This window comes from Methanoculleus sp. (assembly GCF_036677455.1).
GTDB lineage: Archaea > Halobacteriota > Methanomicrobia > Methanomicrobiales > Methanoculleaceae > Methanoculleus.
This window is the reverse complement of sequence record NZ_JAVBWL010000051.1, coordinates 91,018-112,637: the sequence shown is the minus strand read 5'-3', so window position 1 is coordinate 112,637 and position 21,620 is coordinate 91,018. Positions and strand designations below refer to the sequence as shown.

Annotated in this window: 19 protein-coding genes and 2 tRNA genes; 13 read left to right on the top strand and 8 right to left on the bottom strand. The window is 62.9% G+C overall.

Annotated elements, in window-relative coordinates; genetic code table 11:
• Positions 1-128: 128 nt before the first annotated feature.
• From V6K60_RS12495 to minD, 4 genes are all read right to left on the bottom strand, one after another.
• The gene (locus V6K60_RS12495) at positions 129-986 is read right to left on the bottom strand and encodes a damage-control phosphatase ARMT1 family protein (RefSeq protein ID WP_332450853.1); all 858 of its coding nucleotides are present in this window, start codon (positions 984-986) and stop codon (positions 129-131) included.
• 41 nt (positions 987-1,027) lie between these two features.
• Positions 1,028-1,101 (bottom strand) — tRNA-Pro (locus V6K60_RS12490).
• Between the two features lie 63 nt (positions 1,102-1,164).
• Positions 1,165-1,290: a hypothetical protein gene (locus tag V6K60_RS12485; protein WP_332450852.1), complete on the bottom strand. Its 126-nt coding sequence runs from the start codon at positions 1,288-1,290 to the stop codon at positions 1,165-1,167.
• A 67-nt stretch (positions 1,291-1,357) separates the two neighbouring features.
• Positions 1,358-2,149 (bottom strand): cell division ATPase MinD, encoded by a 792-nt coding sequence (minD, locus tag V6K60_RS12480; RefSeq protein WP_332450907.1) that lies wholly within the window; start codon positions 2,147-2,149, stop codon positions 1,358-1,360.
• Positions 2,150-2,487: 338 nt separating this feature from the next.
• Here minD and V6K60_RS12475 point away from each other — a divergent pair, with 338 nt between their 5' ends.
• Both V6K60_RS12475 and V6K60_RS12470 read left to right on the top strand, forming a co-directional pair.
• Positions 2,488-2,910: a roadblock/LC7 domain-containing protein gene (locus tag V6K60_RS12475; RefSeq protein ID WP_332450851.1), complete on the top strand. Its 423-nt coding sequence runs from the start codon at positions 2,488-2,490 to the stop codon at positions 2,908-2,910.
• A complete protein-coding gene (locus tag V6K60_RS12470; protein WP_332450850.1) occupies positions 2,910-3,545 on the top strand; it encodes a response regulator in 636 nt (211 codons plus the stop codon). Before V6K60_RS12475 ends, V6K60_RS12470 begins: the two co-directional genes overlap by 1 nt.
• A 119-nt stretch (positions 3,546-3,664) precedes the next feature.
• On the opposite strand, the gene V6K60_RS12465 is transcribed toward V6K60_RS12470, so the two are convergent.
• Positions 3,665-4,096, bottom strand: a complete 432-nt coding sequence (locus tag V6K60_RS12465; RefSeq protein ID WP_332450849.1) for a phosphate-starvation-inducible PsiE family protein — start codon at positions 4,094-4,096, stop codon at positions 3,665-3,667.
• A 191-nt stretch (positions 4,097-4,287) separates the two neighbouring features.
• Between V6K60_RS12465 and V6K60_RS12460 the strand changes: the two genes are divergently transcribed.
• From V6K60_RS12460 to V6K60_RS12420, 9 genes are all read left to right on the top strand, one after another.
• Positions 4,288-4,361: transfer RNA gene (locus V6K60_RS12460), tRNA-Lys, on the top strand.
• A gap of 79 nt (positions 4,362-4,440) precedes the next feature.
• Positions 4,441-4,692: a DNA-directed RNA polymerase subunit H gene (locus tag V6K60_RS12455; protein ID WP_332450848.1), complete on the top strand. Its 252-nt coding sequence runs from the start codon at positions 4,441-4,443 to the stop codon at positions 4,690-4,692.
• A gap of 25 nt (positions 4,693-4,717) precedes the next feature.
• Complete coding sequence (locus V6K60_RS12450) at positions 4,718-6,277, top strand: DNA-directed RNA polymerase subunit B'' (protein ID WP_332450906.1); 1,560 nt, start codon at positions 4,718-4,720, stop codon at positions 6,275-6,277.
• On the top strand, positions 6,274-8,088 hold the full coding sequence (gene rpoB, locus V6K60_RS12445) for a DNA-directed RNA polymerase subunit B (protein ID WP_332450847.1): 1,815 nt from the start codon (positions 6,274-6,276) through the stop codon (positions 8,086-8,088). The genes V6K60_RS12450 and rpoB overlap by 4 nt, the downstream gene beginning before the upstream one ends.
• Before the next feature lie 21 nt (positions 8,089-8,109).
• Positions 8,110-10,758, top strand: a complete 2,649-nt coding sequence (locus V6K60_RS12440; RefSeq protein WP_332450846.1) for a DNA-directed RNA polymerase subunit A' — start codon at positions 8,110-8,112, stop codon at positions 10,756-10,758.
• 8 nt (positions 10,759-10,766) lie between these two features.
• Positions 10,767-11,933, top strand: a complete 1,167-nt coding sequence (gene rpoA2 / locus V6K60_RS12435; RefSeq protein ID WP_442919578.1) for a DNA-directed RNA polymerase subunit A'' — start codon at positions 10,767-10,769, stop codon at positions 11,931-11,933.
• 12 nt (positions 11,934-11,945) lie between these two features.
• Positions 11,946-12,233, top strand: a complete 288-nt coding sequence (locus V6K60_RS12430; RefSeq protein ID WP_332450844.1) for a 50S ribosomal protein L30e — start codon at positions 11,946-11,948, stop codon at positions 12,231-12,233.
• A 3-nt stretch (positions 12,234-12,236) separates the two neighbouring features.
• The gene (locus V6K60_RS12425; protein ID WP_332450843.1) at positions 12,237-12,686 is read left to right on the top strand and encodes a NusA-like transcription termination signal-binding factor; all 450 of its coding nucleotides are present in this window, start codon (positions 12,237-12,239) and stop codon (positions 12,684-12,686) included.
• Positions 12,687-12,966: 280 nt separating this feature from the next.
• Positions 12,967-14,478: a hypothetical protein gene (locus V6K60_RS12420; RefSeq protein WP_332450842.1), complete on the top strand. Its 1,512-nt coding sequence runs from the start codon at positions 12,967-12,969 to the stop codon at positions 14,476-14,478.
• Here V6K60_RS12420 and V6K60_RS12415 read toward each other — a convergent pair.
• The 3 genes from V6K60_RS12415 to V6K60_RS12405 form a co-directional block, all read right to left on the bottom strand.
• Positions 14,467-15,495, bottom strand: a complete 1,029-nt coding sequence (locus tag V6K60_RS12415; RefSeq protein WP_332450841.1) for a DUF1786 domain-containing protein — start codon at positions 15,493-15,495, stop codon at positions 14,467-14,469. The genes V6K60_RS12420 and V6K60_RS12415 overlap by 12 nt on opposite strands.
• 91 nt (positions 15,496-15,586) lie before the next feature.
• Positions 15,587-19,144: an anaerobic ribonucleoside-triphosphate reductase gene (gene nrdD, locus V6K60_RS12410; RefSeq protein ID WP_332450840.1), complete on the bottom strand. Its 3,558-nt coding sequence runs from the start codon at positions 19,142-19,144 to the stop codon at positions 15,587-15,589.
• Positions 19,141-19,302 carry a hypothetical protein gene (locus V6K60_RS12405; protein WP_332450839.1) on the bottom strand — a complete coding sequence of 54 codons (162 nt, stop codon included), beginning with the start codon at positions 19,300-19,302 and terminating at the stop codon, positions 19,141-19,143. The genes nrdD and V6K60_RS12405 overlap by 4 nt, the downstream gene beginning before the upstream one ends.
• Before the next feature lie 328 nt (positions 19,303-19,630).
• On the opposite strand from V6K60_RS12405, the gene thpR reads away from it, so the two are divergent.
• Both thpR and cca read left to right on the top strand, forming a co-directional pair.
• Positions 19,631-20,170: an RNA 2',3'-cyclic phosphodiesterase gene (gene thpR, locus V6K60_RS12400; RefSeq protein ID WP_332450838.1), complete on the top strand. Its 540-nt coding sequence runs from the start codon at positions 19,631-19,633 to the stop codon at positions 20,168-20,170.
• The gene (gene cca / locus V6K60_RS12395; RefSeq protein ID WP_332450837.1) at positions 20,167-21,540 is read left to right on the top strand and encodes a CCA tRNA nucleotidyltransferase; all 1,374 of its coding nucleotides are present in this window, start codon (positions 20,167-20,169) and stop codon (positions 21,538-21,540) included. The genes thpR and cca overlap by 4 nt, the downstream gene beginning before the upstream one ends.
• Positions 21,541-21,620 lie beyond the last annotated feature (80 nt).

Sequence of the window (21,620 nt, the reverse complement as noted above, 5' to 3'; positions counted from 1 at the left end):
TTATATGCCCCATTTTTCATGGATAATCTTTCCATGCGGATAACCTGTTGCTGATACTCTTTATATGCTATCGCGGTCCCGGGCGAGCTAGCCCGCCCCCTCCCGGCCGACCGCGCTCCAGCGGGTGTTCACTCCCGGAGGAGAGCGACCCGGGAGCCGACGGGAATACCGATGTCCGCACCTATCGGGCCACACTTCACCGACATCAGGTAGGCCACGGGCGGGAGGTCGCGGCAGTCGGAGAGCGACTCGTAGTTGGCCATACCCTTGGCGATGACGAGCGTGGCGCTGTCCAGGGCATCGAGGAGAGGCGGCGGGGCGATCTCCCGGTTGAGGCCGAGTTCTGCGATGCCGTCCGTGGTGGGGAGGAGCGCGTCCGCCCGGCGGTCCAGCCCGAACGCCACCGCGTCCTCCATTGTTGCGTCGTTCAAGATCGGCGCGCCCCGGACAGCGAATGTGACATGCGACCCTCTCTCCTTGAGGTGGTCGACAAGGAGGGCGTCGAAGGCGATCTCCCCGCAGTTGTCGGCGAGGTAGACTACCCGGGAAGTGAGGGGCTCCATCGCGCCGGTATCATCGATGGTCAGCCCTGCTGCGAACTCCCGGCGGAAGAACTCAACGAAGTTGTCTGTGACGGTATGGGCCTGCGAACCGTAGTCCAGCGTGTTGCCGATGACCGCTGCGAGTGTCCGATCGCGGAACTTCGAGAGGTCGCCGCGCACCGTCCGGCAGACCGCCGCCCCATCCAGGTTGTTGGCCTCCTTCAGGGACCGGTAGGGGTCGGCATCCCCGATCATCCGGTAGGCGAGGCGGTGCACCCGGCTTGCGATGACGGGGGCGGGGACCGGGTCGGCGGCGATGCGCTCGAGAAGGTCGCGGCACGCCCGGGCGATCTCCTGGACGCGCGCCGGATCGTCGATGCAGAGCCTGCTCTCGTATTCAACCCGGGAGATCAGGCAATCCGTGCAGCCCTCGTAAAATCTCATACTGCAGATCTTTCTATCCGGGAAAGAGAAAAATGGTACGATGGGGCCACTGCGATTTGAACGCAGGTCAGAAGACCCCCAGTCTCCTAGGATGGCCAGGCTACCCTATGGCCCCTCCCTTATACTGTGTGAGGGAATCACACATATATCTTCGCTTTGAGGAGCAAAGAGAGGAGACCTATCCCCGCGTTCTCTTGAACTCTTCGACGTTCCGCGTCAGCTGTTCCAGTTCGGTGCCGGTGATCTCCATCCTGCCCGTCAGCGAGGCGACCTCGGTGAGGAGTTGCTGGATACGCACGTACATAACGTACATAATAAACAACAGGCAGATGATGGTTACCGAGAGCAAGACTATCATGATGGCATTGATGTCAAACATTTGGTTCTCTCCTGAATAGTGCACGAGCAAGTCGTTCGATAAAGGCTTCCTGAGCGGGGCCGGGCTCCATTTCAACGGGGATGCCTGCCAACGAGGCTGCGATCCTCCGGAACGCTTTCGACGAAGGGGACCCTGGCGACCTGACAACGACCGGCGTCCTCGCCGCTGCCGCCCTCCGCACGTCCGCGTCCTCAGGGATCGTATCGATGATGGGCACGCCGAGGGTCTGCTCGATCTTCTTCCGGCTCATCTCGGTACTCCCTGGCATCACCCGGTTGAGGATGGCCCCTCCGACGGTGCCGCCGATCATCTCCGTCAGGATCTTGACCTTCAAGGCGTCCACGAGCGAGGAGATCTCAGGATTCACCACCAGGAGCACCTCGTCCGCCACGGTGAGGGGTATGACCGCATCGGTGCCGATGCCGGCAGGAGCGTCGAAGAAGAGGTAATCACAGCGATCCGTGAGTTCGCGCACCACATCTTTGAGCATCTGTGGGTCGGCGTTCTGAAACCCCTGGAGCGAGAGGCCGCTCGGCACGACCTTGAGGCCATATGGCCCCTCGTACAGGGCGTCCTCGACCCGGGCCTTTCCTGCCAGAACCTCGTGGAGCGTGACCGGTGTCTCCCCGAGCCCCAGCACCAGCCCGAGGTTGGCCATACCCATATCCGTATCAACGATGCAGGTCTCCCTGCCATACTGGGCCAGTGCCGTTCCAAGATTCGCGGTCACGGTCGTCTTCCCGGTTCCGCCTTTTCCTGAGGCGATGGTGTAGGCCCTGATCATCTCAAACCGTCTCAAGGATAGATAGTAGTTGTGCAATTTAAACTTATTCGTTTAACTATGTCCTTTATGGAGACTCAAATCCGTTTTAAATCGTAATGATGCTCTTATCAGGGAAAAATCCCATCTCACGTGTCGGCCCCGGTCCCCGGGTCTCCGTCTCGCGAGGGTCCTGCAAGGGCTTCTTCTCACTGCCGCTGTCGTTTTCCCGGAGTGGCTCAAAGCCCTGCCTGCGCGCTATTGGTGGTACTTACTCTCTTCATCCGCGGGAATTACCGTTCCATTGCGGCCAAAGGCCAGGTAACAGCAGATCTGGAGGATGACTTATTCGATATCCATATATGATGCGAAGCAAATATTCCTATAAAGGTGGACCGGAGTCAGCCATGAGTCACTGTTCTTTAAGGGGAGAGGATGCCCGGAGCTACATCGATGAGATCCGGTCCATTGCCGGTGTCGCTGCATCTGCCCTTGTATCCTGTGAGGGGGTGGTTCTCGGTAAATACTCCCGGGAAGGCAACCTGTCCTCACCCCTCTTCGCGACGATGTGCGCAACGGTCCTTGCATCAGCAGAGGCCGCTTGCGGCAGCGTCCGTATCCAGAATCCGTCCATGGTCACCATCGCTGCAACCGACTCTGCGATCCTCATCGTCAGCGCGGGGGAGGCCGCCCTGATCGCGGCGGTAATAGATAAGTCTGCTGAGCTCTCTACAGTACAGAGACAACTGTTGGATATTGCAACCAGAATAGGAGGGGAGGCGTGATGTATACAATATTGGTGGTCGATGATAGCCCCATGATCGTCGACGTCTTTGTTACCATGCTGGAGCGCGGAGGCTATCGGCCGATCACCGCCTTCAGCGGTGAGGAGTGTCTGGAAGTCCTGGATGCGACCCCCCCGGACCTGATCCTCCTCGATATCATGATGGAGCCGATGGACGGATGGGAGACCCTCGGAAAGATCAAGACCAATCCCGCGACGCGGGATCTCCCCATCCTCATGCTGACCGCAAAACCCCTCACGCCTGAGGAGGCAAACGAGTACGGAGCCTACATTGAGGACTATATCCTCAAACCCACCACCCATCACCAGCTCTACGACGCCATAGAACGCGTGCTGGCGCGCCGGCACTCCATCGCTGCCGATATCGAGCGGGCCCGCGCGGCCAGCGTGGACCCCCGGATCATCGATGAGTATGAGCGCCTCTCAAAGAGCGTCGATATCAATAAACGCCTCCTGAAGATCCTGGAGACCACCTACAGCATCAAGGACGCCCGGGTGGGCATGGGTGAGAGCATCACGAGGGCTATAAAGAGCATGGCGGCGAGCATCAAACTTCAGGAAGAGCGCCTGAACGAGGTCCGGGCCCAGTTTGCGGACATCTTTGAGACGCAGTGATCCTCTCTCACCCTCAAAACCCCCCTTTGTACCGGTGCGCTCTTCTGGCAGTAATCCTCCCCGCCGGTCCGGTGCCGCATCGATCTCCGCGCGGTCCGGGATCACAGGCCTCTCCTGTCCTAATAACTCTCCGCGCGCTCCTGCCGCCCGATATAGATGACAGCGATCGTCAGCACGAGGATTGCGGCAAGGGTCATCCCGATGTCGATGGGCTCGACTGGCTCGACCCCGAAGGTCAGCACCCGCCGCACCATCGCGGTGATGCCCGCAATCAGGATCGGCGTCACCAGCACCCGGTTGGTCCTGAAGTAGGCCGTCACGGTCTCCAGGATCTCGACGATGATGAGGGTCAGGAGGAGGTCGTGCAGCACCTGGAGCACGCCCTGCGTCATGTCCCCGGCATGGATCAACGCTACCAGATCCAGGATCACATCGTAGAAGGAGAAGACCGCGAGCAAGGAGAGCGAGGCGGCGATGAGCAGATATATCGCCAGCGTCACTCCCGATATGGCGGATATGGCTGTATCGACACGGTTTTTGGGAGAGGTCATGCGGGCACCCTGATCCGGGAAACTACGTATATAACCTGACTCCGCGGCGGGCATTAAACATTCCGGTGGGCCCGTGGCGAGTCACAAATTGAAAGATTTATATCGTTGGAGTGCGAATTATATGATACGCCCGGAAGGAATGTTTTTATACTATTCTTGCATTGTAATAATGCTGGATGGCAGTACGCGCGGGGTCTATAGCTCAGTTAGGTAGAGCGCCTGGCTTTTAACCAGGTGGTCGGGGGTTCAAATCCCCTTGGGCCCGTTGCCATGGGCGATGTCTATGGATTTTCATAAGGTGATGCATCTGATACGCAACTCTTTCGTCGGCGGGGTGTAAGGCGATGAGCACCTCGCTTGACGTACTCAAACATGAGATGGTTCCGGACCATCAGATTATGGACGGAGAAGAAGTCACAGACCTTCTTGCGACGTATCATATCTCGTTAGAGCAACTACCAAAAATGTACCACGACGATCCCGCAATTAAGGCTATCGGTGGTGATGTCGGGAACGTCATCCGGATTACTCGTGACAGTCGCACGGCAGGCAGGGCAGAGGCCTACCGCCTCGTCGTGAAGAGACCAAAGAAATAATGCAAAGGCCGGGGAGCTGATCCATCTGTTAGATAGAAGTGTTTTATCGAGAGCATACTTTTCACGGGAGCATGTGGCGCGTCACCAGTTAGACTCTTATAACAATTTCCTCCTGCACAACCTCCAGAAAGTCGTTGATGAACAGCGTGTCATCGAGACCGATATTGAGACCCGTGGGAAAGGTAAAGAGGCCGTGTGGGTTGAACTGGGCACGATCGAGGTGAAGAGGCCCCGGGTCCGTGAGGCGGACGGGTCGCAGTCCGAGCTCTTCCCGAGCGAGGCGCGCCTCCGGAACCTCACGTATGCGGCGCCGATCCAGCTCGAGATGACGCTCGTCCAGGGTGAAGACCGGCAGGATCCGATCATCACCACCATCGGGCAGCTGCCGGTGATGGTGGGATCGGCAGCCTGCAACCTCTACAACCTGAGCGATGCCGAGCGGACCGCGCACGGCGAAGACCCGCTCGATCCCGGTGGCTACTTCATCGTCAACGGCACGGAACGGGTGCTGATGACGCTCGAAGACCTTGCCTCGAACAAGATCATGACCGAGTTCACCGAGCGCTACAACGAACGGATCTACGTGGCGAAGGTCTTTTCGCAGTACCGGGGCTACCGTGCGCTCGTGATCGTCGAGCGGAACCGCAAGAACCTGCTCGAGGTCTCGTTCCCCTCGGTCGCCGGACATCTCCGGTTCGTCGACCTGATGCGGGCGCTGGGGCTCCAGGGCGACCACGACATCGTGGAGGCGGTCTCGACCGACGAGGAGATCCTCACCTTCATGATGCAGAATCTGGAGGAGAGCGAGTGCGACACCGTCGACGACGGCGTCATGTACGTCGGGAAGAAACTCGCCCCGAACCAGACCCGGGACTACCAGCGCAAGCGCGCGGAGTTCGTCCTGGACAACTACCTCCTCCCGCACTTGAACTACCTGATGCCGGTGGGCTTGAAAGAGGAGGACCCCGGCTACCGGTCGACGATCGAGGGTGTCCGTCTCGCAAAGGCGCACTTCCTCGGCCGCATGGCCGAAGCCTGTTTCGACTTGGTGCTTGACCGGCGCCGGATCGACGACAAGGATCACTACTCGAACAAACGGCTGAAACTTGCCGGCGACCTGATGGAGGACCTCTTCCGGATCTCGCTCAACCGCCTGACAAGGGACGTGAAGTATCAGCTCGAACGGGCCAGCATGCGCCACCGCGACCTCTCGATCGGCACCGCCGTGCGTGCGGATGTCCTGACCGAGCGGCTGCTGCACCCGCTTGCCACCGGCAACTGGGTGGGCGGGCGCACCGGTGTCTCGCAGCTCCTGGACCGGGTGGACCACATGGCGGTGCTCTCGCACCTCCGGCGCGTGATCTCCCCGCTCTCCCGTTCGCAGCCTCATTTCGAGGCCCGTGACCTGCACCCCACCCAGTGGGGGCGGATCTGCCCGAGCGAGACCCCTGAGGGTCCGAACTGTGGGCTGGTGAAGAACTTCGCCCAGATGGTCGAGATCAGCAAGGGCGTTCTCGACGAAGAGGAAGTGAAGGGTATTTTGTACGATATGGGTGTTATCGCCCTCCGGAGGGAGACGGCATGAGGCAGTCACGTGTCTTCGTCGACGGTGCCCTGATCGGGCTCGTGGACGACCCCCGGGACCTGGTCGGGCGGATGCGCGATATGCGTCGGCGCGGGGAGATTCCTGGCGAGGTCAACGTCTCCTACAAGGAGTTCAACAACGACGTCATCGTCCACACCGATCGCGGGAGAGCCCGTCGCCCCCTGATCGTCTGCCGCGATGGGATACCGCAGGTTGCCGAGGGCGATCTCGAGCTCGTCAGGAGCGGCGAGATAACCTTTGCCGACATCGTGAAGAAGGGCGCGATCGAGTTCGTCGATGCCGAAGAGGAAGAAGACCTCTTCATCGCCATCAACGAAGCGGACCTCACCCCTGAACACACGCATCTTGAGATCGACCCCTCGCTCATCCTGGGTATCGGTGCGGCGCACGTTCCGTTTCCCGAGCACAACGCCAGTCCCCGTGTCACCATGGGCGCCGGGATGGTCAAGCAGGCGCTCGGGTTCGCTACGTCGAACATGAAGCTCCGCCCCGACACCCGGGGGCACATGCTCCACTACGTCCAGAAACCGCTCACCTACACCCAGACCTCCGATGCGATCGGCTCCGACGACCGGCCTGCCGGCCAGAACTTCGTCGTCGCGATCATCTCGTATGAGGGGTTCAACATTGAAGATGCGCTGATCATCAACAAAGCCTCGATCGACCGGGGCCTCGGGCGTTCGCACTTCTTCCGCACCTACGACGGCGAGGAACGGCGCTACCCCGGCGGTCAGGTCGATAGGATCCAGGTTCCGGACGAAGAGGTCTCCGGTGCGCACGGTGCCGAGTACTACGCGAACCTCGATATCGACGGCGTCATCAACCCCGAGACGGTCGTCCGCGAGAAGGATGTGCTGATCGGGAAGACCTCCCCGCCGAGGTTCCTCGAGGAGCCGACGAGCGAGCTGATCGCCGTCGAGAAGCGGCGCGACACCTCGGTCACGATGCGGAGCAACGAGCACGGTATCGTGGACACCGTCATCATCACCGAGGGCGAGAACTCCTCGCGGCTCGTGAAGGTCCGGACCCGGGACCTCCGGGTGCCGGAGATCGGTGACAAGTTTGCATCCCGGCACGGCCAGAAGGGTGTCATCGGGCTGATCCAGTCTTCGGCAGATATGCCGTTCACCGAGTCGGGCATGACCCCCGACCTGATCATCAACCCGCATGCGGTCCCGAGCCGTATGACCATCGGGCACATGCTCGAGATGCTGGGCGGCAAGGTCGGCTCTCTTGAGGGACGCCGGATCAACGCGACCGCGTTCCGTGGCGAACGCGAGACGGCTCTGCGGAGTTCGCTCAAGGAACTCGGTTTTGCGCACAACGGCCGCGAAGTGATGTACGACGGCATCACCGGCCGGGAGTTCGAGGCCGACATCTACATCGGCGTCATCTACTACCAGAAGCTCTACCACATGGTATCGAGCAAGATGCACGCGCGGTCGCGCGGCCCCGTGCAGGTGCTCACCCGCCAGCCGACCGAAGGACGTGCCCGTGAGGGTGGTCTCCGGTTCGGTGAGATGGAGCGGGACGTGATGATCGGCCACGGCGCGGCCATGGCCTTAAAAGAGCGGCTGCTCGACGAATCGGATAAGGTGACCCAGTGGGTCTGCGCGAAGTGCGGTATGGTGGCGATGCTGGACCGGAAGCGGAAGGTGACGCGATGCCTTGCCTGCGGCAGCGAGACCGACATCTACCCCGTCGAGATGAGCTATGCGTTCAAGCTCCTCCTTGACGAGATGAAGAGCATGGGCATCGCTCCCCGCCTGAGACTCGACGATATGGTATAAGAGAGGGGGCGCAATCAAACTATGACCAGTCCAAAACGTGTTGGAAGGATCGAGTTCGGGCTCTTCTCCCCGAAGGAGATCCGCAAGATGAGCGTCCGGAAGATCATCTGGGCGGACACCTATGACGACGATGGGTTTCCCTACCCTCAGGGCCTGATGGACCTGAACCTGGGTGTCATCGACCCCGGTCTCCGGTGCAAGACCTGCGACCAGAAGGCGGCCGATTGCCCGGGTCACTTTGGGCACATCGAACTCGCAAAACCCGTCATCCATGTCGGCTACACCCGGTTGATCCGGAAACTCCTGCGGGTCTCCTGCAGGTCCTGTTCCCGGTTGCTGATGACGGCCGAAGAGGTCGAGAAGATCGTCGGGACCGACGACAGCGACCTCGCGGGCGAGATCGTCTCCGAGAAGGATATCAAGAAAGAGCGGGTCTGCCCCCACTGCGGGGAGCAGCAGCTCAAGATCAACTTCGAGAAACCCACCACCTTCTCCGAGGTCTTCGTGGAGGAGGGGCGGAAGATCGAGCACAAACTGACCCCGGCAGACATCCGGGCGCGCCTCGAGCGGATCCCGGATGAAGACCTGCGGGCGTTGGGGGTCAACCCGGACGTCGCGCGGCCGGAATGGACGATCCTCACCGTCCTCCCGGTCCCGCCGGTCACGATGCGCCCCTCGATCATCCTGGAGAACGGGCAGCGGTCCGAGGACGACCTGACCCACAAGCTCGTGGACATCATCAGGATCAACCAGCGGTTCAAGGAGAACCAGGACGCCGGCGCGCCCCAGCTGATCATCGAGGATCTCTGGGAACTCCTGCAGTACCACGTCACCACCTATCTCGACAACGAGGTGGCAGGGTGCCCGCCCGCCCGGCACCGGAGCGGCCGGCCCTTGAAGACCCTCTCGCAGCGTCTCAAAGGAAAGGAAGGGCGGTTCCGTGGCTCGCTCTCCGGTAAGCGTGTGAACTTCTCCGCCCGTACGGTCATCTCTCCGGACCCGAACCTCTCGATAGGCGAGGTCGGCATCCCGCTTGCCATCGCAAACGAGATGACGCTCCCGATAAGGGTGACGCAGTTTAACATCGAGGAGATGAAGCAGTACGTCCTGAATGGTCCCGAGCGCCCAACCATCAGGTCCCCTTGCGGTGCAAACTACGCGATCCGGCCCGACAACAGGAGGGTCCGGCTCTCCGATGCAAACCTGGAGACGGTCACCGAGATGATCGAGCCCGGCTGGACCGTGGAGCGGCAGTTGAAGGACAACGATATCGTCCTCTTCAACCGGCAGCCCTCGCTGCACCGGATGAGCATCATGGCCCACCGGGTCGTCGTGATGGATGGGAAGACCTTCCGGCTGAACCCGGCCGTCTGCCCGCCCTACAACGCCGACTTCGACGGCGACGAGATGAACCTGCATATCCCTCAGACCGAGGAGGCACGGGCCGAGGCCGAGATCCTGGTCTCGGTGCAGGCGAACATCCTCTCGCCGAGAACCGGCGGCCCGATCATCGGGGGCATCCACGACCACATCTCGGGAATCTTCCTCCTGACGCACACGGTCCGGCACTTCGACAAGGAGACGACGCTCTACCTCACCCAGCATCTGCCCATCGACGAGCTGCCCGAGCCGGACAGACTTGATGAGAACGGGAACCCGCTCTGGACCAACAAGCAGGTCTTCTCGCTCGTCCTCCCGAGAGACCTGAACACCGTCTTCCACGCCTCGTCGTGTCAGAACTGCGAGACCTGCAAACGTGAGCTCTGCGAGAACGATGCGTTCGTCCAGGTCATCGACGGAAACCTGATCACCGGCACCATCGACAAGAAGGGGATCGGCGCGTTCGACGGGCAGATCCTGCACCGGATCATACGGCAGCACGGCATGAAGCGGGCCGCCCGGTTCATCGATGACGTGACCAAACTCTCGATCCGGGGCATCATGCTCAAAGGGTTCTCGTTTGGTATCGATGACGAGGACCTGACCAAGACCGAGTACGGCCAGATCGACGAGGTGCTCACCGGCGCTCTCGCCGACGTCGACCGCCGGATCAAGATCTACAACGAGGGGCAACTCGAGCCGATGCCGGGCCGGACGCTTGAGGAGACGCTTGAGATGCAGATCATGCAGGTGCTCGGCAAGGCCCGTGACCGCACAGGTGAGATCGCCGGGCGGCACCTTGGCATGGACAACACCGCCGTGGTGATGGCGGTCTCCGGTGCCCGTGGGTCGATGCTGAACCTGACGCAGATGGCCGGTTGCCTCGGCCAGCAGTCGGTCCGTGGCGAACGAATCGTGCGTGGCTACGAGGACCGGACCCTGCCACACTTCCGGAGGAACGACCGTGGCGCAGAGGCGCACGGGTTCGTCACCAACAGCTACAAGAGCGGCCTCACCCCCACCGAGTTCTTCTTCCACGCCATCGGTGGGCGTGAAGGTCTTGTGGACACGGCGGTCCGGACGTCGCAGAGCGGGTATCTGCAGCGGCGGATGATCAACGCCCTGCAGGACCTCAAGGTGGAGTACGACGGCACCGTCCGGACGACGGGCGGCCGGATCATCCAGTTCTGCTACGGCGAGGACGGGACCGACCCGGGAAGGAGCAGTTACGGAGCCCCGGTAGACGTGAAGGGTATCGTAGAGAGTGTCTTAAAGGAGGAGGTCAGGTGAACAGCGATATGGAGCAGCGGATCGACACCCTCGATCTGCCCTACCGGACCCGGGAAGACCTGAAGGCGAGCCTTACAGGGCGGGAGATCACCGAGGAGCAGTTTGAAGAGATCCTGGCAAAGGTCTTCTCCGAGTACGGGAAGAGCCGGATCGAGCCCTGCGAGGCGGTCGGCATCGTGGCGGCGCAGTCGATCGGCGAGCCCGGCACCCAGATGACGATGCGGACCTTCCATTACGCGGGTGTGGCCGAGATCAACGTTACCCTCGGCCTCCCCCGCCTCATTGAGATCATGGACGCCCGGCGGGAGCCGAGCACCCCCACGATGGCGATCTACCTGCAGGACGACTGGGCCTTCAATCGTGACCGCGCCCGTGAGGTGAGCTGGCAGATCGAGGCCGCGCCGCTCCACGAGTTCGGCGACATCACCATTGACATGGAGAACATGCAGGTCCTCGTCCTGCTGAACAAATCGGTCTGCGACCGACGGAAGATCGGGGTAGAGGAGATCTTCGAGACCGGGCCACGGAAGATCCGGGAAAAACGGCACTTCCGCGACTTCGATGTCGAAGGGGACGTGAAGAAGGCGTCGCTCACGTTCACCCCGAAGAACCGGGAGAGTTATCAGAATCTCTTCCAGCTCGCGGAACACGTCCGAAACGTCATCGTCCAGGGTATCGACGATATCGAGCGGGTCGTCGCCAGAAAGGAGGGCGGAGAGTATATCCTTTATACTGAGGGCTCCAACCTAAAAGATGTCTTCGAAGTCGAGGGAGTCGATACCTCCCGCACCCGGAGCAACAACATCAGCGAGATCGCCGATGTCCTCGGAATCGAGGCAGGCCGGGACGCGATCATCCGGGAGGCCCTGAGCACCCTGAATGAACAGGGTATCGGCGTCGATGTCCGTCATATCATGCTCGTCGCTGATATGATGTGCATGGACGGCGAGGTCAAGCAGATCGGTCGGCACGGTATTGCCGGCGAGAAGGAGAGCGTCCTTTCCCGGGCTGCATTCGAGGTAACGGTCAACCACTTGCTCGATGCGGCAATCGCGAACGAGGTGGACGAATTGAACGGTGTCACCGAGAACGTGATCGTGGGCCAGCCTATTCAGCTCGGCACCGGTGATGTGAAACTCATCGCAAAACCAACACCAACAAACCTGAAAATCTAGGAGAATCATAATATGGACTTTAATGCTTCACTACGCAAAGCCGTGAAGACTGGTACGGTATTCCTCGGACAGAACAAGACCCGGGAATGCATCGAGGAAGGCAAGGCAAAGCTTGTCGTGGTGGCCAAAAACAGCCCCGAATCCGTCAAAAATATCGTGAAAGAGATCGACATCCCTGTCTACGTCTACGAGGGCTCGAGTGTCCAGCTCGGGAAAGCCTGCGGTATGCCGTACGTCGTCAGTGCGCTTGCCGTGGTCGAGCCAGGTGAATCCGATATCCTGAATGCTGCGAGAGTGTAGACAATGCCACAGGTCGTGCTGACTGAGGAGTGCATGCGCCTTATCTCCCAGTTCGAGAGCCTCACCGGCGCAGGCAGCCGCGATTGCATCGTTGACAACCGCAACGAGCGCATCATCTTCGTGATCAACCCCGGCGATATGGGGCTTGCCATCGGTAAGAGTGGATCGAGCATCAAGAAGGCCTCCGATGTGATGGGCAAGAGGATCGAGGTTGTGGAGTACTCCGCAGATCCGGCCCAGTTCCTCCGGAACTGTTTCCTTCCCGCTCAGGTCACCGATATCGACTTCGACACCAACGAGGAGGATCTCCAGGTCGCTCTCGTTGAGGTCCGGGATGAAGACCGGGGCCTTGCCATCGGCAAAGCGGGGAAGAATATCTTCAAGGCAAAGGTTCTTGCACAGCGGCAGCACGACATCGCCGATGTCCAGCTGGCCCAGAACGAGATGGCTTAAAACCCATCTTTTTTTGTAGTCCTCGCATCCCTCTGTTGGGGGAGGGTCCGTTCGGTCCTGCCCGGCCGCATCCGGATAGGTTACGGGCCACGGGCATGCTCTCGCAGGGCCGTTTTCCACGAGGGGTCGCAGGCGGCCTCCGATCAGGAAATTATTTATACTAGTCCGGTCTCCATGAGACTCTCATGCAAGGAGGATCCGGACGGGTGGTGGGACCTCGTGTTGGTTGCAGCAGAACAGCAGGAGCGCCGGGGGTCCCCGGACGCCGGGGGTGGTCTCGATGAGGCGCCTTCTCCCCGTCTTCCTGGTTCTGGCGCTCTGCCTCGTTCTTCCGTTCGCGTCCGCCCTCCCGGACTCTGGCAATGATAAATCTGTTGCCGCAAGGACGCCGGTGATCCCTCCCACGCCGGCGGATCCCACCCCGATGGCTGTTTTTGGGGAGGAAAAAGAGGTTACGGAGCGGCCCGCCTCCCTCACGAGCGAACCCTCCACCCCGGATGAGGCGCCCACAACGCAGTCCACTCTGACGGTCTTCTCCGGGATGGACGTCTCGAGCGCCGATACTTCCGGCGACGCCTCCGGCACGGGTGACTCAAACGACACCCCCGACGATGATGAGGAGACAGCCGTGACGACGTCAACCCCGACCGGGACGCCCACGACGGAGCCTACAGTGGGGTTCTTCTCCCTGACGGGTGAGAACGACTCCAGCCCCGGTGACTCCGGGACTGACGACTCCGATGACGACTCCGGGACGGATGATCTCACCGACACCTCCGACGATGAGGAGGAGGCAGAGGCGGTACCGACCCTGGCGAAGTATGCCCCCCCGCGGCCGAGCGCGACGATGGCTAAATCTCACCTCACGAACGACCGCCCGCTGGTCCAGAGCGGTCACCCGCTCGTCAACTCCGCCAGACCGTCGGCGACCCCCGGGGGGAATGAGACAGGGGCACCGTCCGCCGCCACCGAGCCGCGCGACGGCCTCTTCGTCAGGGGGGTCGGTCTCCTCCTCGACCGGACGCCGGACGACGTCGCCCTCACCCGGAGCGGGGTGGAGATCGCGAACCTCGAGTGGCTGCTCGACCCTGCCATGCGCCTTGCAGGCCGGCACCCGGGGGCGGTCTTTGAGGGGGAGGCGTTCACCGTCGCCGTGACCATCGAGGCCCGGAACCTGACGGTGACTGGGGAGAGCCCGGCTCACGTCGTCCTGGTGCCGCCGCCGGGCGAGACCGGAGTCTACGAGATCACGCGGACCCGCGAGCCCGGGAGCCTCCGGGACGGAGAACGCGGGGTCTGGGAGTTCCTGGTCACCACCAGGGCCGGGAGACTGACGGTAGCCAACCTCACCCTCCCCGAGGAGCGGCTGGTCACGAACCTGACGTCGAACCCGGACCTCTTTGCCTTCCGGGCATACGCCTATGCCGGCGATCAGGCGATCCCCTCGACGGGTGTTTCGGACCCGGTCCTCTCCATCCGGCCCAACGGGGAGGCGGGCGCGGCGGAGGCGTCCCTCCCTGAACTCTACGCGCTTGCCGGGATCGAGGACTCGGACCTCCGCCCGTCGGAGACGATTATGGGGGCGTGGGAACGGGGTGTCGAGCACGAGACGATCGTCGAGGGAGCGGTCGGGCACCTTGCGGCCCTACAGAGCCTCGGGAAGGAAGACGTAGCGGCCTTCTATGCCGCGGAAGGGGGCACCGGGCCAACGGAGGAACGGGCCGCGTCCTCGCCGTCGATACTCGACTGGCTCCTGCAGCTCTTCAGCGGGCTGTTTGGCTCAGGCTCGTAGCTGCTTCCAGAGGTGCGCGAGCCCGAAGCATCCCGAGAGCATCATGTCCCCGAAGGGTGCCGCCTGGTAGGCATCGGGGAGCAGCCGGAGCCGGTTCGGGCCCGTGACGACGACGGCATCGGTCTTGAGCGGCCTCCTGACCGCCGCCCCGTGCCCGTCGTCGTCAAAGACCTCCTCTGAGGTCAGGGTGCCGTCGGCGAGACGCCGTATGTAGTCCTGCAGTTTTGCGGGGTCGAGCGCACCGGTGTGGTGCTCAAAGAGCCCGTAGACTTCTCTGCCCTTCAGGGTGAAGCAGAGGGTGTGCCCGTTCCCGGCGTTGACGAGCGTAACCCCCGTCTTTGCCATCCGCCGGACCTCCGGGTCGCAGAGCGCCCCGATGAGGGCGACCGGCCCGGTATCGGTGACGAGCGCGTCCGGCGCCTGACGGCGGACCGCCTGCATCCGGGTCATATCGGCGAGTGGTGGGTCGCTCGCGAGCGAGAGGAGGTCCCAGTCGCCGGCGTCCAGCCGCTCCCGCATCAGCTCGAACCGGTGGATGCGGTTGCTCCGGTGCGGGGAGTAGCCGTGGTCCTGGACCGCTACGGCGACGTTTTCCGGGTAGTCGACGCCGAAGAGGGAGAGCGCCTGCCGGAGTTCCGGCTCCATGTAGTCGGTGGTGCGGATGGTCACCGCGTCCCCCGGCGGTCCGGCCCGGATCTCGACTCCCATCGCCCTGACCCGCTCCGGGTCGTCGTGGAGGGTCGCAGCGGCCTCCGGCGTCGCGTAGACGGGGAGCCCCGCGGCCAGGTGCTTGCGTATCGCGCCGGTGTTCGCGCCGCCGCCCATCAGGAACCCGTCCAGGAAGACCGGGCGCCCGGCCCGGGTTGCCTGCCGGACCTTCCCCGCCACGATCACGGTCGGGGAGGGGAGGACCAGTTTGATGCTGTTCTCGATCGTCCGGCCGGGCTCGTAGACCAGGACATCCTGGGTGCCCCTGCCGACGTCGATGGCGAGGAGTGGAGTTTTGAGATCGATCATAGGTGTTGCCTCATCATGCGCCGCCGCAGCCTCCGGCCGGACGGTCCCTCACTTGAGTCGCCGCGAGAAGCAAAAAAAGGTGTGATAGCGGTCAGGCGTCCGCCCGATCCGCCGCCGGAGAGAGGCCGCCTGCCTTCCCCTGGTCCGGGCGCGGCGGTTTGAGGTCCCGGTACTCCTTGAGGGAGACCGTCAGGTCCCGGGTGAAGGCGAAGTAGCCAATCTGGGTCGTCCGGCAGAGGTTCATCGCCATCTCCATCAGCCCCCGGGGATCAGGACGCGCCTCCCCGAGCCAGATGTGGAAGATGTTGCCGCCGTCCACGACCGGGAAGAAGACGTGCTCGATCTCGATCCGTTTCGTGAGCGGGACCGGGGCCGCCGGGGTGACATGGGTGCCGTTCGTGTAGTAGATGGGGAGGTCGAGCGTCTTACCGAGCATATCGAGCGCCTTATCAGCGTCGCCCTTGATGACCTTGATCGCGTGGTCCCGGAACCGCTCGTCGAGGAGGTCGGCGACCGCGAACCGCTGGCCGGTCGTCTCCGCCGGGGTGCGGGCGAGGGCGATCGTCATGTTGTGCTTCTTCGAGAGTTCACGGGAGTACATCTCGAGTTCGGTCATCGCCCGGACGGCGAGACGGAACGCCTCCTTTGACTCGTGGAGCTGGTGGCCGGTGAAGTGCTGCACCATCTCGTTGACACCGACGACGCCGATGGTGTAGACGAGCCCCTCGAGGTCGACGGCAACCGCGCCGCGTTCGCCGGTGTTCGGGTCCTTCGGGCGCTGCATCGCAAACGGCATCCGCCCGTTGGTCCGGATCAGGGACATCCATCGCCGCTTGATCCGGTAGAGGTCGACGGCGATGTCCATGAGGGACTTCAGTTCGGCAAAGAGCCGTTCCTGGTCGCCATCCGCCTTGTAGGCCGCCCGCGGGCAGTTGATGGACATCACCTGCCAGGAACCCATCGAGAAGTGCTTCCCCTCGCGGAAGTAGAGTTTGTCCTCGAACTCGTCGTCCTCGTCGGCAAGGGAGGAGAACTGGTAGGCGCAGCAGTTCCCGGTCACGATGCCGAGCGCGGTCGAGAAGGTATGGGTGCCGGCGACGTCGACGAGGTCGTAGACGTAGCCGTCGTGATCGACCTCTTCGATCGAGCGGATGCGGAGCGGGTGGACGTCTCCCCGGGCGAGCTCTTCTCTCCCGGTCTCGCGGGTGCTGGGCGGGATGTAGAGCGATACCTGGAGGCCGTCCATCCCGCAGGCCCGGTACCTGCTCGCGCAGGCGACCCCGGTGTACCCGGCAGCGTGCCCGCTCGCCGGAAGGTCCGTGAAGGTCCCATCGGTCTGCCGGCCGAGCGGTACCTCCGCCGGGCACCCGGTCTCAGCGGAGAACCGGTCGATCTGGTCCTGGGCGGTGATCCGACAGATGTAGGTCTTCTCCGGGGCCTCGCGTTCGGCATAACTCATCTGTACGCCGATCCCATTGGCGAGCCAGACCAGTTTCTGGACCGCGTCGCGGGAGGCCGCCTTCAGCCTGATGCTCCGGGCACGGCGCCCGGAGGTCGTCCTGGCGTGGAAGGCCGCACCGAGGTAGTCACCCACCCGGGCGCGGTCGAGGTTGAAGAGGAGGTCGGGCACCGTCCTCTCGCCCTCTGAGGAGCCGCACCCGAGGCCGTCGACCAGGAGGTAGATGAGTTTGCTCTTGATGGTGACGGTGGTCCCTGCCGATGAGGTGCGGACCTCGGGCTCGCACCCGAAGGCAGCGCGGATGCAGGCGGCGGCGTCCGCCGCAACGCGTGACTCGTCTCCCTCAAACGAGAGCCGGACCGCATAGCGCCGGCCGGTATGCTCGCTTGCCCCCGCCGCGAGGTAGTAGCCGAGGAACCGTGCGAGGTCGCGGGTGACCGGGAGGGTGCGGGGGAGGCCAGGGCGTCTTGCACCCCGGGTGTTCACCTCCGAATCGGAGGCACGGACGGCACCGGCGTGGCCGGCACGCGTGAGGACCGCGGCAACGTCGATCTCCGCAACCGTGCTCTCGCAGAGATCGCCCGTCTTCAAGACCGGCAGGTAGTCGCCGATATCCAGGTCTCCTGCGGTTCTCCTGACGAATCTCCCGCCCTCCAGGGCATAGACCGGGTGGTCGGGCGTGACGGTGATCCGCCGTCCCGACTCCAGGGTTATCTGGAGGAGGTCTCCGGTGTAGCGCTGGCGCATCACGCCGTGGAACGGGCGGAGCGATGCTTCCAGGGTGGTGAAGTCGACGCTCGGGGCCTTCCCGTCGTAGTAGGCGAGTTCCGTGCCGAACGGGTCTATCCGCCGCCCGTTCTTTGCTGCGGTATCGAAGAGATCTCGAATCGCCCCAACAGTGATCCTGCCGTCGTGGTCGGCGACCGGGACCAGTTCGTCGCCTGCAAGGCACTGGTAGCAGGAGATTCCTTCCCCGGCGCCCCGGTAGCCGGGGATCTGGTTGTCGTAGTAGGGGGTGCCGTACTTGGACGCGAGCTCGAACGTCATCAGGTAGAGGTCGTGGTAGGTGGGAAGGTCGGGGTGTTCCCGGTTGTACTCCTCGTTCTCGCTGAGGAAGTCGGGCTCGATGCTGATCTCGGGCTTCGGGAAGGAGAAGGGCTTGCCCCAGTAGTCCCCCTCGAGCATCACCTCCATCAGCGCCTTGAAGAGGAGCCGGACCTCCCGCTCGAAATCGCTGTAGGTCCGGAGCGGCGCCTGCTTTCCGTCCCAGACCTTCCCGCGGTAGACGCAGGGTTTGTCCCGCCAGAGGGTGGGAACGCCGGGAGAGAGCTGGACCGACGAGAAGACCACCTGGCCGCCCCGGGCGACCATCATCTGGGTCATCTCGTAGACGAACATCTGCATCAGCTGCTTGATCTCCTCGTAGTCCATCCCCTCGAAGAACGGCGCCATGAACGTCAGGAAGTTGTAGTAGCCCTGGCCGCCGGCGAAGTTCGTCTGGGCAGACCCGAGCGCCTTGACCGCGTGGAGGACCGCCACCTCGGCCCGCTTTGCCGGGCCGGCGACCGAGGCCTTCGTCCCGTTGCCGTCGGGCATCAGGCCGTAGTAGAAGAAGTAACGGAGGTCCCAATCCTGACAAAACGGCCGGGTCCCAAAGTATTCCAGGTCATGGATGTGGAGGTCGCCGCGGAGGTGGTGGTCCGCAAGCTCGGGAGGGAGCTGCAGGAGGTACTGCTCCTTACTGATCTTGTCCGCCTTCTTCTTGTGCGAGGTCTCGGCGTTCTCCTGGAGGTTGGCGTTGTCGTGGGCCTCAAAGCCCCTCCCCACGTCGATGAGGTGCGCGTCGAAGACCGGGGTTCCCACCCGGGTGCAGACGTTGCGGTAGGACGTGAGCCCGCGCTCGAGGAGGGTCATGTTGACGATCTCGCGGATCAGGGGGCCGGAGAGCGACTGGAGGCCCAGCATCTGGATCTTCCTCTCGACCCGCCGGGCGATATCCTGCGCCGTCTCCTCGTCGGCCCCCTCGTAGCCGTAGAAGGTCTCGACCAGCCGGGTCTCTTCGATGATCTGCCTGACGATCCGGTCCCGGTTCCAGTCCAGGAGGAAGCCACGCGAGGTCCGGACCTTCGGGAAGGTGGGGATAAACTCCCCGAATATAGTCGTTTGCGTCGATTTGCGCGCCAACCTCATGCCCCCGCGATCAGGTCGGCGACAAGGTCTTCCCGGAGCGCGCCGCCGGCAAAGAGATCGCCGGATGTATAGAATGTGTCGCCTTTCTGTAGTACCGGCGCTTCCTGGACGAATACGCCGTTCATCCGGAGTTCCGTCAGTCCCTCGGCGGACGCCATGTCGCACTCAGTGTAGGGAGCCCCCCTGGAGGCCAGGAACTCTTTGAGAATTTCGCAGTTCGGGCAAAATTCCAGTGTATAAACGATAAATTGTGCCGTATCGGAAATGATAATTACCCCCAGAATTGGTCGTAATATTTTGACTCCGGATGGATATATCTCTGCCTTTCTGGTTCGTTGGCGGGAGTCCGCTCCGGTGGTTCGGTGAGTATTGAAGCGATGTCCCGTGCCGGGTTTGCATTTCCATCGCCAGGACACCCGGTTCTGGCCGGTGCGCCTCTGCCGGACAATCACCATTTTCTAGGGTGAGACGCGATAGTATAGTGATATGGTCAGGACGTTCGTTGCAATCGATCTGACGGAGGAGATCCGCGAGAGAGCCCGGGAATCCCAGGAGTTCCTCGCCCGGTCCGAGGGCCGGCTCGCCATCGTCGACCCCGAAAACCTCCACATCACGGTCAAGTTTCTCGGGGAGGTTGAGCCGGCGCAGATCGAGCCGATCGTCGAGGCACTCCGGGCCGTCAGGGCTGCCCCCTTCGAGATGACGGTCGGGCACGCGGTCTGCAACCCGCCCCGTCGCCCGCGGGTGATCTGGTGCGACGTCAGGGACGCCGGCGAGAGCGCCGCCCTCGCCCGGGAGGTGGACGCCCTCCTCGCGCCGCTCGGGTTCTCCCGGGAGACCCGCCCCTTCCGCCCCCACGCGACCCTTGCCCGGGTCAAGGAGTTCCACCCCTCGCAGTGCCGGGACGTGGAACGCATCCCCCGCGACCCCCTCGGGAGGTTCCGGGTGGAGCGGATCAAACTCAAGAAGAGCACCCTTACGCCCCGGGGGCCGATCTACGAGGATCTTGCGGAGGTCGCGCTGTGACCCGGTACCCCTGCGAGGAGGAGGTGCTCGGGACGATCCGGCCTACCCCCGAGGAGCGGGCCTACATACGGGCGATCGGCGGGCGCCTGATCGAGGCGGTGGAGCGCTCGGGGATGGCGAAGGCGATGATGGTGGGCTCCGTCGCCCGTGACACCTTCGTCCGGGGCGACCGGGACCTCGACGTCTTCATGCTCTTTGACCCCGCGCTCTCCCGCGAGGAGCTGCAGGAGCAGGGGCTCTCCCTTGCACACCGGATCGCGGAGGAGTTCGGCGCGACCTGGCGCGAGAAGTACGCGGAGCACCCCTACGTCAACGCGACGATCAACTCGCTCGATATTGACCTCGTCCCCTGCTACGCGGTAGAAAGTGCCACCGAGATCAAGAGCGCCGTGGACCGGACACCCTTTCACACGCGCTACATCCTCGCGCACATCGACGGCTACGCCGACGACGTCCTCCTCGCGAAGCAGTTTGCGAAGGCGGGCGGGGTCTACGGCTCGGACCACATGACCGAGGGGTTCTCCGGCTACCTCTGCGAGGTCCTGACGATCTACTACGGCGGGTTCCACGCGCTCCTTCACGCTGCCGCCGACTGGAGGCCGGGCGAGACGATCGATATCGAGGGGCACGGGACGAAGCGTTTTGAAGATCCGCTCGTCGTCATCGACCCCGTCGACCCGGAGAGGAACGTCTCGGCGGCGCTCTCGGTTTCAAGGATGTTCGAGTTCGCGGAACTCGCCCGCGGCTACCTTGCGGAGCCGTCGGCGGCGTTCTTCCGCCGGTCGCCCCCCCCGCCGCTCACTGGCGAGGTCTTTGCCCGACTGCTTGCGGCACGGGGGACGCACCTCTTCTCCCTCACGTTTGCAACGCCGGGCTACACCCCCGACACGGTGGTGCCCCAGCTCCGGAAATCGGCTGAGTCTGTCCGGGACCTCCTGGAACGGAGCGAGTTCCCGGTGAGCCGCATCGACGTTTGCATGGGGCCGGAGCGGTGCATCCTCCTCTTCGAGCTGATGGCCGAGACCGTCCCGGCGATGCGCCGGCATATCGGGCCGCCGCTCTCGGCCCGGGAGAATGCGGAGAAGTTCCTTGCGAAGTACGTGAGCGAGGAGGTCTTCGCCGGTCCCTACGTCGAGGACGGCCGCTACGTGGTGGAGGTCGCCCGCCCGTTCACCCGCGCTCTCGACCTCCTGCGGTCAAAGGCGCTCTTTGAGGTCGCGCTCGGCAAGCACGTCCGCCGCTCGATGAAGCAGGGCTGGACGGTGAAGGCCGGTGCGGAGTGCTGGGACGAGGAGTTCGCCGCGTTCCTCTCGGAGTTCCTGGAACGTTCGTCGCCGCTTGCGCGGATCAAGAGGACGACGGGAAAGTAAGGAGCGGGATTACAGGGAGCCCGACCTAACCCGGTCCCTCTTGCACTTCCGATCAGTATATCCCGTCAGAATGTGACCCT

What these genes read in the sequence shown, in the direction of transcription:
- V6K60_RS12495 (WP_332450853.1), bottom strand. Translation starts at nt 986, where the DNA reads ATGAGATTTTACGAGGGCTGCACGGATTGCCTGATCTCCCGGGTTGAA.
- V6K60_RS12485 (WP_332450852.1), bottom strand. Translation starts at nt 1,290, where the DNA reads ATGTACGTGCGTATCCAGCAACTCCTCACCGAGGTCGCCTCGCTGACG.
- minD (WP_332450907.1), bottom strand. Translation starts at nt 2,149, where the DNA reads ATGATCAGGGCCTACACCATCGCCTCAGGAAAAGGCGGAACCGGGAAG.
- V6K60_RS12475 (WP_332450851.1), top strand. Translation starts at nt 2,488, where the DNA reads ATGATGCGAAGCAAATATTCCTATAAAGGTGGACCGGAGTCAGCCATG.
- V6K60_RS12470 (WP_332450850.1), top strand. Translation starts at nt 2,910, where the DNA reads ATGTATACAATATTGGTGGTCGATGATAGCCCCATGATCGTCGACGTC.
- V6K60_RS12465 (WP_332450849.1), bottom strand. Translation starts at nt 4,096, where the DNA reads ATGACCTCTCCCAAAAACCGTGTCGATACAGCCATATCCGCCATATCG.
- V6K60_RS12455 (WP_332450848.1), top strand. Translation starts at nt 4,441, where the DNA reads ATGAGCACCTCGCTTGACGTACTCAAACATGAGATGGTTCCGGACCAT.
- rpoB (WP_332450847.1), top strand. Translation starts at nt 6,274, where the DNA reads ATGAGGCAGTCACGTGTCTTCGTCGACGGTGCCCTGATCGGGCTCGTG.
- V6K60_RS12440 (WP_332450846.1), top strand. Translation starts at nt 8,110, where the DNA reads ATGACCAGTCCAAAACGTGTTGGAAGGATCGAGTTCGGGCTCTTCTCC.
- rpoA2 (WP_442919578.1), top strand. Translation starts at nt 10,767, where the DNA reads ATGGAGCAGCGGATCGACACCCTCGATCTGCCCTACCGGACCCGGGAA.
- V6K60_RS12430 (WP_332450844.1), top strand. Translation starts at nt 11,946, where the DNA reads ATGGACTTTAATGCTTCACTACGCAAAGCCGTGAAGACTGGTACGGTA.
- V6K60_RS12425 (WP_332450843.1), top strand. Translation starts at nt 12,237, where the DNA reads ATGCCACAGGTCGTGCTGACTGAGGAGTGCATGCGCCTTATCTCCCAG.
- V6K60_RS12420 (WP_332450842.1), top strand. Translation starts at nt 12,967, where the DNA reads ATGAGGCGCCTTCTCCCCGTCTTCCTGGTTCTGGCGCTCTGCCTCGTT.
- V6K60_RS12415 (WP_332450841.1), bottom strand. Translation starts at nt 15,495, where the DNA reads ATGATCGATCTCAAAACTCCACTCCTCGCCATCGACGTCGGCAGGGGC.
- nrdD (WP_332450840.1), bottom strand. Translation starts at nt 19,144, where the DNA reads ATGAGGTTGGCGCGCAAATCGACGCAAACGACTATATTCGGGGAGTTT.
- V6K60_RS12405 (WP_332450839.1), bottom strand. Translation starts at nt 19,302, where the DNA reads ATGGCGTCCGCCGAGGGACTGACGGAACTCCGGATGAACGGCGTATTC.
- thpR (WP_332450838.1), top strand. Translation starts at nt 19,631, where the DNA reads ATGGTCAGGACGTTCGTTGCAATCGATCTGACGGAGGAGATCCGCGAG.